The sequence below is a fragment of the Rhodanobacter sp. Root480 genome, assembly GCF_001426645.1.
GTDB classification, from domain to species: Bacteria; Pseudomonadota; Gammaproteobacteria; order Xanthomonadales; family Rhodanobacteraceae; genus Rhodanobacter; species Rhodanobacter ginsenosidimutans.
In genome coordinates, this window is record NZ_LMEX01000001.1 from 1,435,633 (window position 1) to 1,451,168 (window position 15,536).

The window sequence follows — 15,536 nt, forward strand, 5'->3', positions numbered from 1 at the left end:
GGCAATCATCCCCTCACCCGGTTGCGCAGCTGCACGACGAACTGCTGACTGGCACGCACGAATTGCCAGGGTTTGTCACCGTAAGGCTTGAAGCCGGCGCAGCCGGTGGTGGTTGCCGCGCTGCCATTGTTGATGGTGTAGGTGCAGTTGCCCAGGGTATAGGTCGCCACGTGCGGCACTGTGAGGTCCCGCACTGGGTTGACCGCCACCAGCGATACGCGCGCCGAGATCACGTCGGCCCAGTTACCAACATTGTCCGCAGAGTGGTACTCGGGCGCCATGCCCGTGGCAGCGGATGCCTCCCCATACTCGATCTTGAGCTGTTCGATACCATCCACCACCGGATCGGAAACGAAATTGCCGTCACTCAAGCGCATGCGCATCAACGTGGGCAAGGGCTGGCCACCATCCGCCGAAGCGGTGCATGTACTGCCCGTCATCACGTTGCACGGGCGCAGGTAGTACATATCGATCTGATAGGGATAGGCATACCGCATCAAGGTGGCATTGGGCTGCGGAGCCGGCACGCTGCCAGCGAAGAGTTCGGCCCTGTTACCCGGTGTGGAAAGCAGGAAGATCCGGTCCGCGTTGCCGGTGATGGTGCTGGCCGCAACAGGCACCGGGCCGGGCGACAACACTTGCGGATCGGCATAGCGCAGCACCAGCACGTCCGAACCGGGCACGTAATTGGCGGTGCCGCCGATGCATGTCGAATCTATCGGCGGACTGGCGGCGCCGTTGTAGCCGAAAATGCCACCGCCGCCAGTGGTCGAGTACGTGATGGCCGTGGCCCAGTTGCCGTCGCAATCACCGTTGTCCGTCACCGTGGCGCTGGCGCTGGAGTCAACCGTCACGCCAACAGCCTTGTTGCCGCCCCAGAAATCCACCATGCGCAACGACCAACCCAGACGATCGGAGGCGATGCGCATGTTTTCCTGCAGGTAGTTGTTGCCCGACTGCACCTGGTAGGCCTTGCGATTGGCCACGAACAGGTTGATCAAGCCAGCCACCACAAGCAGACCCAGCACCATCGCGATCATCAGCTCGATCAGCGAAAAGCCCCGTGCAGCGTGCGCCATGCCGCGCATGGCACGGCCATCGGCAACCTCAGAACTGGCTGGGCTGGTAGTCGAAACTGTATGAATCATTGGTGGGGACTCCGCTGGCGTTGGCGCGCATGCCGCTCCAGCTCGATGTGATGACAAGGGTTCCGCTTTGAGAGGCGTCGGCGCTGGAGGCTCCAGTGGGGTCGGTGCCCTTTACCGTGACCAAGGCCAGGCCGGACGCATCGGCACTGCCATTGGCCTTGAGCGGAACCGCCGCGCCCGCCCTTAGTTGGGTAACCCAACGTGCCAAATCACCCTTGGCCTGCTTGCAGGCCGCATTCGGGCACCCTGAACTCGATGGCGTGGCCGTACCGTCGTAGGCGTAATAGCTGTCGCTGAGGTCACCATTCTTCGCGGCAATATCAGTCTCGCTGGCCACGCCATAAACCCCCGCGGGGTTGGCGCGCATGGCGTCGGCCAGCGACCGTGCCTGCAATACGGCGACGGTACGTGCCCCGGCCTGCTTGGTGTATTGGGCACCCTTGATCTGCATGAGCGCGATGCCCAGCACGCCGATGCTGAAAATCAGCATGGCGACCAGCACCTCGATCAGCGAGACGCCTCGCTGACGCGACAAGACTTGCATGGAAAATTCTCCCTGATACCCCTTCGTGCAATGTAGCCATTCCGCAGCTCTCGACCAGCCCCCTCCCGACAAGCGGTAGCAACGGCCCGATGAGCGGTGTCCGGGCACCGTGAAAACGTGACCGTGGTCCGGTGCGCGATAGGTGCGGGCATGCCTGGTATCGAGGATGCGGCGGGGAAAAGGTTGCCGACCAGCGCTTGCGGCGCACGCCCTGCGGTATGCCTGCCCGCCACACAGCTTGCGCCAACCACCTCCCGCCCCGTAAAATTCGCGGCTCACTGCCGGAATAGCTCAGTTGGTAGAGCGGCGCATTCGTAATGCGTAGGTCGGAGGTTCGACTCCTCTTTCCGGCACCAGTTTCCTGCAAGACCCTAAGCCCCGGAAAGCGCGAGTTTTCCGGGGCTTTCTTGTGTCGGCGAAGCTCCCCGCTGAGGTGAAGCCACCCACGCCAGGCTTCGCGCTCAGGGGCTCTGCGTGATCTCCATCAGCACGACATCATTGGTTCGCATCGGAACGGGCACGCTTGCCTTCCCATCGGCGCCGACCGTCACCTCGTGAATCCGGGGCTGGTCGGTGGTGGCCGCCTGCAATTGCTGCAACTGGCCTGGCGTCAGTGACGCCGGGGAACCCATGCGCAGATAGGCGGTGTACGCGTCGTTGGCGTCGTAGCCCGTGCGGTAAACCGCGGCTTGGTAGGTGCCCGGCGGCAGATGCTTCAGGTCGAGCGTGACGGCGCCATCCTGCCGGGAGGGAAACACCTTCGTGTAGAACGGGCGGTTGCTCTTGTCCTGCGTTGGTTGCACGAAATCCCAGACCAGCACCTTGAGCACGCCGTCGTCCCACGTCACGTAACTCTGCGCGTCGGCGGTTTTCAGCTGGCTTGCGCCGAGCCGGTTCAAATACTTGTAGGCGAACCAGGCCGGCTTGCGGATGCCCTGCGGATTCATCAGGCCGAAACCGCCCTGGAACGGCGCCGTGGGCGGGCCCGGCTCCTCGAACAGGTCGCTGAAGGTCCAATAGCTCATGCCCTGCGCCAAACCTTCCGACGCCTTGAGCTTGCCGAGGATGTACGCGGCGCTGACGTACGAATCATGCACGGGATCGCGCGGCGTATAGCTGCTGCTCCACTCGGTGAAGTACAGCGGCAGGCCGGGCATGGAGGATTGCTCGATCTGCTGGCGCACGCGGCGCACGTCGCCGACGATCGCATCCGGTGATGGCGAGAGTTTGGTGTCGCTCTCGCCATGCTCATCGAGGAAGCCGCCATCGACGCCATAGGTATGCGTGGTGATGAAATCGATCGGCACGCCGACCTGCGCGGCATGCTCGATCAACTCGGGCACCCAGGCCGCGCCCGCCGTGGCCGGACCGCCCACTTTCAATTGCGGATCGACCTGCTTGATGTGGCGCACGGTGGCATCGAAAAGGTCGAAATAGGCTTTTTGATCGGCGCCCTCCCAGAAGCCGCTCAGGTTCGGCTCGTTCCAGACCTCGAAATACCAGCGCCGGATCTCCTGCTGGCCATAGCGCTGCTCCAGGTGACGCACGAACGCGGTCACCAGCGCGCTCCACTTCGAAAGCACCGGATGGGAGGTGTTGCCCTTCCAGTAGAAGAGGTGCTGATCCGAGGTCCGCATCGCCTCCGGCGTGAAGCCCAGCTCCACGAACGGACGGATGCCCATAGCGAGCAAGCGATCGTAAAGCGCATCGATGCCGGTCCAGTCGTAAACCGGTTTGCCGTCGACCTCGCGATAGGTGCCGAGCACGTCGTGGAAGATGGCGTGGAAACGGATGTAGCGAAAGCCCAGTTCCTTCCTTGCGGTCTGCAGCTGCGCGAGGCTGTCGTCGCGCATCAGCGTGCCGGGGTAATCGGAGCCGATGGAGAAATTGAAGAAACGATCCAGCGGCGAGGTCTTCCCCTGCACATCGATGTCGATATGTCGTACCCCCTGCGCGGCGTAGACGACGGGCACCAGGCAGACCAGGAGCATGACCAAGCTGCAGGCGGTAAGGGAACGGCGGAAAGTGGGCATCTTCATGGCGCCAGTAAAGCAAACCCGGGCCAGCGATTTCCGGCAGCGGCCTTTACGATTTTCACCAGTTGCCGCAAGCAGGGCACCAAGGGCTTTCACCGCGGAACAAACCGTGGGTACCGCCCACGCAAAAGGGCCGCGATCACTCGCGGCCCTTTGCTTGAATTTTGGCGCCCGAAGTTGGACTCGAACCAACGACCCCCTGATTAACAGTCAAGTGCTCTAACCAGCTGAGCTATTCGGGCGGGAGCTGCGTAGTTTGTAGTTCGTGCGCTCAGCTGTCAACCCATCGGGAGCAAATTTCGCGCCCTTTTCAAGGCGTACGCACGCGGTAGCAAGGCACGTACGCCGCGCCGCCGGGCAGCTTCATGCGTTGCTGCTCCACGAAGGCCTGCAGCAGCTTGTCCAGGGCCTGCATGATGTCGCTGTCGCCGTCGATGTCGAACGGCCCGTGCTGCTCGATGGCGCGCACACCCTCCTCCTTCACGTTGCCGGCGACGATGCCGGAAAACGCGCGGCGCAGGTCGGCGGCCAGTTCGTGGCGGGGCCGATCATGCCGGATCTGCAACGCCCGCATCGCGGCGTGGTCGGGCTGGAACGGCAGCTGGAACGCATACGGCACCTGCAGTGCCCAGTTGAAGAAGAAGGCATCCTTGGTATCCAGCCGGTGGTGGCGAACCTTTTCCACGCCCTTGACCATGGCCCGTGCCACCGTCGCCGGGTCGTCGACGATGATCTGGTAACGCTCGGCCACTTCATCGCCCAGGGTCAGGCGCAGGAATTGATCGATCTGCTCGAAGTACGCCGCCGATTGTTTCGGCCCGGTAAAGATCAGCGGGAACGGCGTATCGGCGTTGTCCGGATGCAGCAGGATGCCGAGCAGGTAGAGGATCTCCTCGGCGGTGCCGACGCCGCCGGGAAACACGATGATGCCGTGGCCGATGCGCACGAAGGCTTCGAGGCGTTTCTCGATGTCCGGCATGATCACCAGGTGGTTGACGATCGGGTTGGGCGATTCGGCGGCGATGATGCCCGGTTCGGTCAGCCCGATATAGCGGTTGTGCCGGTGACGCTGCTTGGCATGCGCAATGGTCGCGCCCTTCATCGGCCCCTTCATGGCGCCGGGGCCGCAACCCGTGCAGATATCCATGCCGCGCAGACCGAGCTGGTAACCGACCAGCTTGGTGTAGTCGTACTCCTCGCGCGAGATCGAATGCCCGCCCCAGCACACCACCAGGTTGGGGTCGGCATGCGGCTTGAGGATGCGCGCGTTGCGCAGGATCTCGAACACGTCCTCGGTGAGCCGGTCGGATTCATCGAGATCGTCGCCGGTGTGCTCCAGCTGGGTCGCCACGTAGACGATGTCGCGTACCACCGCCACCAGCAATTCGTTGATGCCGCGGATGATCTGGCCATCCACGAACGCCTGCGCCGGCGCGTGCGAAAGCTCGATCTTGATGCCGCGATCCTGCTGCAGCACCTGGATGTCGAAATCCGGATATCGCTCCAGGATGGCGCGCGGATCGTCGCTGATGCTGCCCGAGGTGAGCACGGCCAGCGCGCAACGGCGCAACAGTGCATGCAGCCCGGACCCGCTGGCGCCACGCAGGCGCACCACCTCGTTGCGGGACAGGATATCCAGGCCGCCCGCGGGCGAAATGCGCGCGCTGACGGTGGCGACTTTGCCGGAACCGGTGTTTACAACATTCATGCACTACATCTCCATGCCGTCTCGATACGGCGGACTCGTTAGCTTCACGCGCGGGCGTCGACAGGGTCAAGCCAAAAAAAACCGGCGCCCTCGCGGACGCCGGTCTGTTCGATCAATCCACAGGTTCGCTTAGAACGTGTAGCGAAGGGTCAGCATGGCCGACCAGCGCGAAACCACGCGGGTCGGGTTCTGGCCCGATTCGTACACGCCAATCGGCGTTGCCTGGTAGTTGCCGTTCTTGTCGGTCGGCAGCTTGTAGACGTACTTGCCGTCCACCACGCCGTTGTAACCGGCGAGGTTGCGCGTCTGGTACTGAATGTAGGGCACGCTGCCCCAGTCCTTGTTGACCAGGTTCAGGAAGTTGTAGACATCCAGTCGCAACTCACCCTTATGGCCCTTGAAGAAGCCCGGAAGCTCCTGCACGAAGCTCATGTCCAGCTCGTTCGACCAGGGCAGATGGCTGGCGTTGCGGCCGGCGACGTCGCCGCGGTGGGCATTGAGGTACTCGTTGTTTGTGATGTAGTCCTGGAACTGCTGCACGAGCTGGGCACTGGCGGGCTTGCCCTTGCTGTCCACGTAGGCACCCACCAGCGCGTCGTTGACCTGCGGGATGTAGGCCAGGTCGTAATAGCTGATGCCGTCGCCATTCGCGTCGCCGCTGTAGACCCAGCTGTACGGCAGGCCGTCGTGGCCCAGGTACAACGCCGAGATCTGCGTGTTGTAGTCGCCGAAGAACTTGTGCTGCCAGGTCAGCGACAGCTTGAGGCTGCGCGGAATGTTGTAGGCGGAAATTTCGTTCTCGTTGCCGTTCGGATTGATGCGCGGCATGTACTGGTAGCTGGAGAACGCCTGCGAGCTGCCGCCCGAATTGACCTCGGTCGAATGGCTGAGGGTGAAGCTGGCATTGCCGAAGAAGTTCTCCGAGAACGGCTTGCGCAGCGACAGGGTGAAGCTGTCGGCCTTGCCCTTGTGGGTGTTGGTCAGCTGCGTGGAAGCGGTGGAGAACGCCGGGTTGGCACCGTTGTTCGGGCCCTTGGTCGCGCCAGGCGTGACCCAGTATTGCTCGCGACCGTCAGGCAGGTAGCCCGAGGGCGTGCCCAGGTTGATCGCCTTGTACAGGATCGCATTGCGCACCTGGATGTGCTGGTACTCGGCCGAAGCGATCATGCCCCACCACGGCAATTCGCGATCCAGCGCCAGCGCGGCCTTCCACACGGAGGGCAGGCGGAAGTCCTTGGAGATCGTATCCACCGGGCCGGCCACCGCGCAGCCGGGCGAGTCGTCGATGATCTGGTTGTGCGCGTCCGGGCTGAAATCCGGCTTGGCGTCGCAATGCGAGCCGTAGCCGTACTTGTAGTCAACGAGGGTCAGGCCGTTGTTCTGGTACGGGTTGGTCATCCATACCGTGGGCGGTGTGGTCTGGAACAGGCCCACGCCACCGCGCAACTGCATCATGCGGTCGCCTTCGAAGTTGTAGTTGAACGACAGACGCGGTTCGACCACGCGATTGCTGGAACCGACCGCGTAGTTGTTCGGATAGCCGAACGCGGCAGCGGCATCGGCGTTGTACGGCGGCTTGTGGTCGGAGTACGGGATGTCGACGCGGACGCCGTACATCACCGACAGGTTGTCGGTGACCTGCCAGGTGTCCTGCAGGAACGGGGTGTACTGGCGATAGGTCCACTTGGCGGCGATGTCGCCGATGCCGCGATCGCCGGCGGGCTGGTACAGCTCATAGCTGTCGTAGTTGCCCGCACCGGCGGCGAAATCGTCGATGCTGTTGAACGTGTACGAACCGAACTCCGTGCGGCCGAACAGGTTGTAGATCTGGTCCTGCTCGAAGGCCAGGCCACCCTTGATGGTGTGGTCGCCGGCGTAATAGGTGCCCGCGACAAACGCCGTCCAGCGCTTGGTGTTGATTTCGTTGTAATGGCGGAACTGGTCTTCGCCGAGGTTCACCGACGGGCTGTTGAACGAATCGGTGTGCACCTGGATGGCCGGCTGGTCCTTGGCGCCACCCGCCAGCTGCGAGAACTGCTGGAAGCCGATCTTCACCTCGGTGGAGAAATTGTCGGACCAGTCGTCGAACAGGTGGATCACCGAGTTCTCGGTGAGGCTGTTGGTGGTGTACCAGTAGCTGCTCAGGCCGACCGACGAATTGCCGTTGCCGTTGACCTTCGGATACGACTCTTTCGTGCGCTGGTAGGTGAAGCTGGCGCGGTGGTTGTTGCTGATGTTCCAGTCCAGCTTGACCAGGTAGCGGTCATCCGTCAGGTCGGTCGTGCCTCCGGCAACGTCGCCCGGATCCAGGCCGTAACCGATGGCGATGTTGCGGATGCGCTCGATGTCGCCGGGAGAAACCGCATTGCCGGTGGACGGGCCATCACCGAGGCTCGGGTCATACGCCACATTGGACGAGGAGCCCACGCCGGTGGTCTTCTGCTTCTCGGCGGACACGAAGAAGAACAGCTTGTCCTTGACGATCGGGCCGCCCAGGGTCACGCCCTTGGTGGCGTCGATGCCGTAGCCCTTGTAGTGGTAGTTCGGGTCGTCGCGGTCCAGATAGCCGGCGTCGCCTACCAGGTGGCTGGCGTTGCGATAGGCGTAGTAGACCGAGCCGTGGAAATCGTTGGTACCCGACTTGGTCACCGCGTTGATGCTGGCGCCCACGCTGTTGGAGGTGGTGTCGAAATTCGCGGTGGAGATGTTGTATTCGGCGATGGTGTCGGGCGAGATCGGCGAGCCCTGGTACGGCAGGCCGTTGGCGTTGAGGCCAAACGGGTCGCCCTGCGATACGCCGTCCACGCTGATGTTGTTGTAGCGGGTGTTCTGGCCGTTGGCGGAGATGGCGCCGGAGCCCTGGTCGGTCACCGTGATGCGCGGATCAAGACGCGCGATGTCCGAGATCGAGCGGTCGGCCTGCGGCGTCGCCTGTAATTGCTTCTCGGAAAGATTGGTCGACAGGCCCTTGTTGTCCGGCGTGAAGGTCTGCATCAACGCGCTGGCGGACACTGTCACACCGGAAAGGTCCTGAACATTCTTGGCCTGCTCGGCACTCATGGTCAGGTTGACCGTGCTTTCCTGGCCCAGCTGCAGGTACACCTGATCCTGCTCGCCCTGGGTCAGGCCGGCCTTGGATGCGGTCACGTCGAACGGGCCGCCCACGCGCATGCCCTGGGCCGAATAGCGTCCATCGGCGTCGGTGGTGGTGATCTTCGTGGTGCCGGAAGGCTCATGCACGATCTGCACAGTGGCGCCCGCCACCGGCTGGCCGGCGTTGTCGAGCACGCGTCCACTGATGGCGGACGAGGTGACCTGCGCCATGGCGGGCGCACTCGCCACCAGCAGGGAGGCGATGGCGAGGGGCAGGATCTTGGTGCGTATCGGGTTATTCATTCTTGATCGACCTTGGGCTCACAACGGATTCGTGGGCGTTGCCGGTGACTGCGGGACGGCACGGGCAACGCCGCTGGACAGGTTTCGGACCATCATCGAAGCCGACCGACGGCCTCGATTGTTAAAAAACATTAACGATAGTGTATGACACTTTTATAACGTTTGCAGGTGCCTCGATGCGCGTAGCCACCCCAAAACTCAACGTTTAATGCATGAATATCAGTCACTTATAAAATTTCACCGATTCAGCCGCTGCCGCCCCCAGGTAGCGCGTCCGCTTGGACGCCTTCAGATTCGCCAGATCCAGCATCACCAGGCCGTCGACACAGCCGGAGAAATCCGGGTCCTCGCCAAAGTCCAGAAACTGCACACCCGCCGGCTCCATCAAGTCGACGTACTGGCGATACAGCACCGGCAGGCTGACGCCCAGGGCATCGAGCTGATGCTTGAGCTGACCCAGGCCCGCCTGCGGGTCCAGGCCGGCCAGCGCCTGATGCACGCGCTCGGCCACCTGGGGTGACACCACGAACGGCTGGCGCGCCGCGGCCAGGCCCGGCGCGCCGAAATAATGCTGGTGCGCCACGGCGATCCACTCGCGCGCCTCGCGCGGCAGCTTCACCGACATGCTGACCGGGCCGAACAGGTAGCGGATCTCGCGGTGGCGCTGCAGATACAGGCCGATGCCCTGCCACAGCTGATCGAGTGCCCGCGACCGCCAATACGCCGGCGCGATGAAACTGCGCCCCAGTTCCAGTCCCTGGCTCAGGCGGCTCTCGAGCGCGGGCGAATAATGGAACAGGCTGGCGGTGTACAAACCGGCCATGCCGCGCTCGGACAGCACCCGGGCGCCATGACCAAAACGGTAGGCACCCACGATGCGTTGCGCCGCCGGGTCCCACAGCAGCAGGTGCTCGTAATGGGCGTCGTACGCATCCAGGTCGCAGCGCTGGCCGGTGCCCTCACCCACCTTGCGAAAGGTCAGCTCGCGCAAGCGGCCGATCTCGCGCAGCACCGCGCTGTCGCACGAACCGGTGAATAGCAACACCTGTTTGCCATCCGACAGATCGCCCAGTTTTTCGGCGCCGCCCAGTTCGTCGACCAGCTGCTGCACGGGCTCGGGATGCGCCAGCGCCACCTGCCCGCCGAAGATCAGCCCGCGGCCACGCGCTACCCGATAGACGTGCCGCCGCATCAGCACCGTCGCGCGTGCCGGCGAATTCCCGCTGCGCAAGGCCAACTCGTCGGGATCGATCAGGGCGCCAATCTGGAAGCCGATACGCCGCTGTCCCGCGGCCACCGCCTCGCGCGGCAGCATCGCCGTGCTCAACGGCTTGGCCAGCATCGACAGCCCGTAGAAAGCGGCGGAATTGCGCGCCGTCACGTGGATCGGCAGCACCGGCACCTTTCGCCGCAACGACAACCGGGCGAAACCATCCGACCAGCGCCCGTCACGCACCCCCGTGGCGCGCATGCGCGACACTTCGCCGGCAGGAAACACGATCAAGGCCTCGCCGTTGTCCAGCGCGCGATAGATGCCACGCAGGCGCGAAGCGGCGCCGTTGCCGAATACATCCACCGGCAGCAGCAGGTCCCCCAGTTGCGGCACCACGGCCAGCCAGTCGTTGCCCAGCACCCGCACGTCACGACGCACGGAGCCGATCAACTGCAACAGCGCCAGCGCATCCTGCATGCCCAGCGGATGGTTGGCGACCACCAGCAGCGGGCCGTCCACCGGAATGTTCTCGCGCTGCTGCAGGTGGACGTGGCTGCGCGTTCCCAGCAGCGCCAGCGTGCAGTCGACAAAGTCGAAACCGCGCGCGGCGCCGGCCTGGTCAAGCACGCGGTTGAAGGTGGATTCGTCGGCCAGGCGTCCGAAAAGCCCGGCCATGGGGCGGCGGATCCTGGGGTGCTGCGCCAGCCAGGGCATCCGCTCGACCAGCGCCTGTTCAATGCTCAGCATGTCGCGCCCTCGAGAGTTTTCCCCAATCTGTCAGACGATTGTGACAACAGGTCGAGTATGTGCGGCGTCAATGCTGCTTCAGCCGGGGCGCCGAGGGAAAGCGCCTCGCGCTCAGATCGCCAGATGCAGGAACGAGGCGACGCCGCCCAGGAACATCTGCACGGACAAGGCGATCAGCAACATGCCCATGACCCGCTCCAGCGCGGTCAGCACACTCTCACCCAGCCAGCGGAACAGGTAGGTGGCGCTGAGCAGGATCACCGACGTGGCCAGCCACGCCAGCAACAAGGCGATCACCCAGTCGGCGGTGCGACCGGGCTGTGTGTTGGTCAGCAGCAGCAGCGCGGCCATGGCCGACGGGCCGGCCACGCCGGGGATCGCCATCGGCACGATGAACGGTTCACCCTCGCCCGCCTTGCCAAAGATGCCGCCGCCGTCGGCCGGCGGAAACACCATGCGGATGCCGATCAGGAACAGCACGATGCCGCCGGCGATGCTGATCGAATCGGACTTCAGCTGCAGCAGCTTCAGCATGAACTGGCCGCCGAACAGGAACACCAGCAGCACGCCCAGCGCAATCAGCAGCTCGCGCACCATCACCAGGCGACGCCGGCGCGGCGGCACGTCCTTGAGCAGGCTGAGGAAGAACGGGATGTTGCCCAGCGGGTCCATGATCAGAAACAACATGATTCCCGCCGACAACGTGGTCATCTGCGTTTCCATCGAACCGGAGGCTCCTTGGGTGGCGGGTCGGCCGACCCGTGCAGGGGTTGCGTACAGACTGCGGTTCTACACCGAAACCAGCGGCCGCATGCGAAGGCGGTGTACCGCTCGGAATCAGGCGCCGTCGCGCAGGTCCAGCACCGCGCCACGCGCCGGTGCCGCATCGGGGCCAAGCAGGTAAACCGCCGCTTCCGCCGTCGCATCAGGCAGCGGCAGTTGCATGGAGTCTTCGCCGAAATAGGCCATGCGCCGCAACGTGGTGCGCATGGGCGCGGGAAGCAGCGCATGCGTGCGCATCGCGCCGTCGTCGGTTTCCTGATGCAGGATCGCCACCAACCGCTCCAGCGCCGCCTTCGATGCGCCATAGGCGCCCCAGTGCGCCCGCTGCAACAAGTCCGGGTTGTCCAGCACGAACACCACGGCGCTGTCCGGCGCGCCAAGCAGCAGTGGCATGCAGGCCTGGGTCAGCGCGAAGGGCGCCGACACATTCACGTGCATCGTGCGCAGCCAGGCATCGGGCTTGTGCATGACGATGGGCGTGAGTCCGGCAAAACTCGCCGCCGCATGCACGATGCCGTCCAGACGGCCAAAGTCGCGCTCCAGCCCTTCGGCCAGCGCGGCGTAATCGGTGGGCGTGGCCGCCTCCATGTCCAGCGGATGGATCACCGGCTCGGGCAAGCCCTCGGACATCATGGCGTCGTAAAGCTGCTCCAGCTGGCGCTTGCGCTTGCCGGTGATGACGACCGTGGCACCGGCGCGCGCAGCTGCGCGCGACACCGCGCCACCCAACCCGCCATAGGCACCGGTGACGAGAACAACGCGTCCGGCCAGCGTATCGGCCGCAGGTTTCCAGCCCTCGGGCAAGCGGGCTACAGGCAGCGCGGTCAATGCGTCGTTTCCGCGACGTCGCTGGCCATGCGTGCCAGTTCACCGGCCACCTGCAAATCCTCGATGACGTCGCAGCCACCGATCAACTCGCCCTGGATGAACATCTGCGGGAACGTGGGCAGGTTGGCGAAATGCGGCAACGCTGCGCGCACCTGGGGATCGGCCAGCACATTCACGGCGTGGAATGGCGCACCGGCATCGCTCAACGCACGCGCCGCGCGGCTGGAAAAACCACACATGGGAAATTCCGGCGTACCCTTCATGAAGAGCACGATGGGATGCTCGGCAAGCATCGCCTTGATTCGTTCGTTAATATCCATGGTTCGAATGTTTCATCTTTACAATGCGTGCAGGCCGGCATTGTATCAGCCCCCCAGCGGCCGGCCGTTGCGACCGGTCGCGCTTCCTCCGCCATCGCCAAGGAGCCAATCATGGCAATTGAACTTCCTCCCCTTCCGTACGAAAAAAGCGCCCTCGAGCCCCATATCTCGGCCGAAACGCTGGAGTTTCATTACGGCAAGCATCATCAGGCCTACGTCACCAACCTGAACAAGCAGATCGAAGGCACCGAGTTTGCCAACGCCTCGCTCGAGGACATCATCAAGAAGTCGTCCGGCGGCGTGTTCAACAACGCGGCGCAAACCTGGAACCACACGTTCTACTGGAACTCGATGAAGCCCAACGGCGGTGGCGAGCCGACCGGCAAGCTGGCCGACGCGATCAACAAGGCGTTCGGCTCGGTCGAGAAATTCAAGGAGGAGTTCACCAAGTCCGCCGCCGGCAACTTCGGCTCGGGCTGGACCTGGCTGGTGCAGCGCCAGGATGGCTCGCTGGGCATCGTCAACACGTCCAACGCCGCCACCCCGATCACCGGCACCGACAAGCCGCTGTTCACCGCCGACGTGTGGGAGCACGCGTACTACATCGACTACCGCAACGCCCGCCCGAAGTATCTGGAGGCGTTCTGGAATCTCGTGAACTGGGATTTCGCGGCGAAGAACCTGGCCTGATTTTTCCTGTCAGCGCCACCAAAAAAACGGAGCCGTCATGGCTCCGTTTTTTTATGGGTCGACGCGGTCGCGATGGCGCTTAGCGGGTCAATGCATCCAGCGCCGGCTGCGCTTGCGGCAGGCGGCCCAGTGTCGTGGCGACATCAGCCAGACGATCGGCCAGGGCGCCGGACGTGGGCGCGCAAAGCGTGGCATGGCCCACCTTGCGACCCGGCCGTGCCTGCTTGCCGTAGTCATGCCAGTGCGCATCCACCGTGCGCAATACGGGGGCGGGATCCGGCAGGTCACCGATCCAGTTGAACATCGCCGATACGCCGCGCGCCTCGCAATCACCCAGCGGCATGCCGAGGACGGCGCGAACATGATTCTCGAACTGGCTGGTGTGCGCGCCTTCGATCGTCCAGTGGCCGGAGTTGTGCACGCGCGGCGCCATCTCGTTGCCCAGCAACTCGCCGTCTTTCACGAACAGTTCCAGCGCGAAAACGCCGACATAACCCAGCCGCTCGGCCAATGTGCGCGCCAGCTCGGTGGCCCGGCCCTGCAGCTGCTCGATATCCGGCGCGGGCGCCAGGCTCATGCTGAGCACGCCATCGGTATGCCAGTTGCGGGTCAGTGGCCAGGTGTTGAAATCACCGTCGCGACCGCGCACCGCGATCACCGACAACTCGCGCTGGAACGGCACGAAAGCCTCCAGGATCAGCCCATGCCGCGCGGCGGCCGCACCCAGCGATGCCCATGCGGCATCGGCATCGGCGATCGAGTGCAGGCGGAACTGCCCCTTGCCGTCGTAACCCAGCCGACGGGTCTTCAGAATGGCCGGCGTGCCGATCGTGGCCAGCGCCTGATCCAGCATCTCGCGGGTATCCACCGCCATGAACGCGGCCGTCTGCAGGCCACAGTCGCGAAACATGGTCTTTTCGGCGAGGCGATCCTGCGCGACGGCCAAGGCCTGCGGCGCGGGGAACACCGCCACGCGCTCGGCCAGCCAATGCGCGGTTTCCGCGGGCACATTCTCGAAATCGAAGGTGACCACGTCGACTTTCGCGGCAAACGCTTCCAGCGCGGCGTAATCGGTCCAGTCGGCCACCACCAGCGGCGCCACCTGACCGGCGCAGGCATCGGCGACGCCGTCCACGACCAGGGTCTTCACGCCCAGCGGCGCCGCGGCCAAGGCCAGCATGCGGGCCAGTTGACCGCCGCCAAGAATGCCCAGCACGGGCTGCCGATCAGCGGTCATTGGCGGGGGTCCGGTTGATCGATCACCGCTTGCGTCTGGCGGCTGCGCCACGCGTCCAGCGCCTTGGCCAGCTCGCCGTCGTGCAAGGCCAGCACCGCGGCGGCCAGCAATCCGGCATTGACGGCGCCAGCGCGCCCGATGGCCAGCGTCCCCACCGGAATGCCGGCCGGCATCTGGGCGATGGAGAGCAGTGAATCCATGCCGTTGAGCGCCTTGGACTGCACCGGCACGCCGAACACTGGCAGCCGCGTTTTTGCCGCCAGCATGCCGGGCAGGTGCGCCGCGCCGCCGGCCCCGGCAATCACCACCTGGATACCCCGGCCGGCAGCCTGTTCGGCATAATGAAACAGCAAGTCAGGCGTGCGGTGCGCGGAGACCACCTGCACCTCGTGTGACACGCCCAGCTCGGTCAGCACATCGGCCGCGTGCTGCATGGTTTCCCAGTCCGAACGTGACCCCATCACCACGCCAACGCGCGGCGCCCTGATTGCTGCTGTCATGGTTCGGCCGTCCAAAAACCGCTATTGTACGGGCTTTCCGCAGCTCCGGCATCCCGCATAAATCATCATGGACAAGCGCTTACTCGACATCCTGTGCTGCCCGGTCAGCAAGACACCGGTGCGGCCCCTGGGCAAGCATGAACTCGACGCCCTGAATTCGGCCATCAGCGCCGGATCCGTCGATACCGTGGCGCACGCCCGCGTGAGCCAACCCATCACCGAGGGCCTGATCACCACGGACCGGAAGGTCATCTACCGGGTCGACGATGGCATTCCTGTCATGCTCCCGGAAGAAGGTATCGGTACGCTGCAACTGACGGATTTTCCGGCGGCATCCTGAAAACGAGTAAATGCCCTGCGGCCATCGGGCCGGCCGGATCATTGAT

The 15,536-nt window shown here is 64.2% G+C and carries 13 protein-coding genes and 2 tRNA genes; 3 read left to right on the forward strand and 12 right to left on the reverse strand.

Going from position 1 to position 15,536, the window contains the following annotated elements; translation table 11 throughout:
• Nucleotides 1–5: 5 nt before the first annotated feature.
• Both ASD22_RS06710 and pilV read right to left on the reverse strand, forming a co-directional pair.
• Nucleotides 6–1,079, reverse strand: coding sequence for a PilW family protein (locus tag ASD22_RS06710; RefSeq protein WP_056604854.1), 1,074 nt, complete (start codon nt 1,077–1,079; stop codon nt 6–8).
• Nucleotides 1,080–1,107: 28 nt separating this feature from the next.
• Nucleotides 1,108–1,692: a type IV pilus modification protein PilV gene (pilV, locus tag ASD22_RS06715; protein ID WP_056080547.1), complete on the reverse strand. Its 585-nt coding sequence runs from the start codon at nt 1,690–1,692 to the stop codon at nt 1,108–1,110.
• A 280-nt stretch (nt 1,693–1,972) separates the two neighbouring features.
• Between pilV and ASD22_RS06720 the strand changes: the two genes are divergently transcribed.
• Nucleotides 1,973–2,048, forward strand: a tRNA-Thr gene (locus ASD22_RS06720).
• Nucleotides 2,049–2,153: 105 nt separating this feature from the next.
• Here the strand turns inward: ASD22_RS06720 and ASD22_RS06725 are convergent.
• From ASD22_RS06725 to grxD, 8 genes are all read right to left on the reverse strand, one after another.
• Nucleotides 2,154–3,683, reverse strand: coding sequence for a beta-xylosidase (locus tag ASD22_RS06725; protein ID WP_056081079.1), 1,530 nt, complete (start codon nt 3,681–3,683; stop codon nt 2,154–2,156).
• 210 nt (nt 3,684–3,893) lie between these two features.
• Nucleotides 3,894–3,970 (reverse strand) — tRNA-Asn (locus ASD22_RS06730).
• A 68-nt stretch (nt 3,971–4,038) separates the two neighbouring features.
• Complete coding sequence (gene ppnN / locus ASD22_RS06735) at nt 4,039–5,436, reverse strand: nucleotide 5'-monophosphate nucleosidase PpnN (protein WP_056080551.1); 1,398 nt, start codon at nt 5,434–5,436, stop codon at nt 4,039–4,041.
• Between the two features lie 129 nt (nt 5,437–5,565).
• Nucleotides 5,566–8,832: a TonB-dependent receptor gene (locus ASD22_RS06740; protein ID WP_056080555.1), complete on the reverse strand. Its 3,267-nt coding sequence runs from the start codon at nt 8,830–8,832 to the stop codon at nt 5,566–5,568.
• Nucleotides 8,833–9,055: 223 nt separating this feature from the next.
• Nucleotides 9,056–10,792: a lysophospholipid acyltransferase family protein gene (locus ASD22_RS06745; protein WP_056080558.1), complete on the reverse strand. Its 1,737-nt coding sequence runs from the start codon at nt 10,790–10,792 to the stop codon at nt 9,056–9,058.
• 111 nt (nt 10,793–10,903) lie between these two features.
• Nucleotides 10,904–11,503, reverse strand: a complete 600-nt coding sequence (locus ASD22_RS06750) for a YhgN family NAAT transporter (protein ID WP_056081082.1) — start codon at nt 11,501–11,503, stop codon at nt 10,904–10,906.
• Between the two features lie 126 nt (nt 11,504–11,629).
• Nucleotides 11,630–12,403: an SDR family NAD(P)-dependent oxidoreductase gene (locus ASD22_RS06755; protein WP_056080560.1), complete on the reverse strand. Its 774-nt coding sequence runs from the start codon at nt 12,401–12,403 to the stop codon at nt 11,630–11,632.
• Entirely contained in the window at nt 12,400–12,723 is a 324-nt protein-coding gene (gene grxD / locus ASD22_RS06760) for a Grx4 family monothiol glutaredoxin (protein WP_040671014.1), read from the reverse strand. Before grxD ends, ASD22_RS06755 begins: the two co-directional genes overlap by 4 nt.
• A gap of 111 nt (nt 12,724–12,834) precedes the next feature.
• Between grxD and ASD22_RS06765 the strand changes: the two genes are divergently transcribed.
• Nucleotides 12,835–13,413: a Fe-Mn family superoxide dismutase gene (locus ASD22_RS06765; RefSeq protein ID WP_056080564.1), complete on the forward strand. Its 579-nt coding sequence runs from the start codon at nt 12,835–12,837 to the stop codon at nt 13,411–13,413.
• A 79-nt stretch (nt 13,414–13,492) separates the two neighbouring features.
• Here ASD22_RS06765 and ASD22_RS06770 read toward each other — a convergent pair whose 3' ends face one another.
• Together ASD22_RS06770 and purE are read right to left on the reverse strand one after the other, a co-directional pair.
• Nucleotides 13,493–14,650 (reverse strand): 5-(carboxyamino)imidazole ribonucleotide synthase, encoded by a 1,158-nt coding sequence (locus ASD22_RS06770; RefSeq protein WP_056080568.1) that lies wholly within the window; start codon nt 14,648–14,650, stop codon nt 13,493–13,495.
• The gene (gene purE / locus ASD22_RS06775) at nt 14,647–15,150 is read right to left on the reverse strand and encodes a 5-(carboxyamino)imidazole ribonucleotide mutase (protein WP_056080571.1); all 504 of its coding nucleotides are present in this window, start codon (nt 15,148–15,150) and stop codon (nt 14,647–14,649) included. The genes ASD22_RS06770 and purE overlap by 4 nt, the downstream gene beginning before the upstream one ends.
• Before the next feature lie 67 nt (nt 15,151–15,217).
• Between purE and ASD22_RS06780 the strand changes: the two genes are divergently transcribed.
• Complete coding sequence (locus tag ASD22_RS06780) at nt 15,218–15,490, forward strand: Trm112 family protein (RefSeq protein WP_056080574.1); 273 nt, start codon at nt 15,218–15,220, stop codon at nt 15,488–15,490.
• The last annotated feature ends 46 nt before the right edge of the window (nt 15,491–15,536 follow it).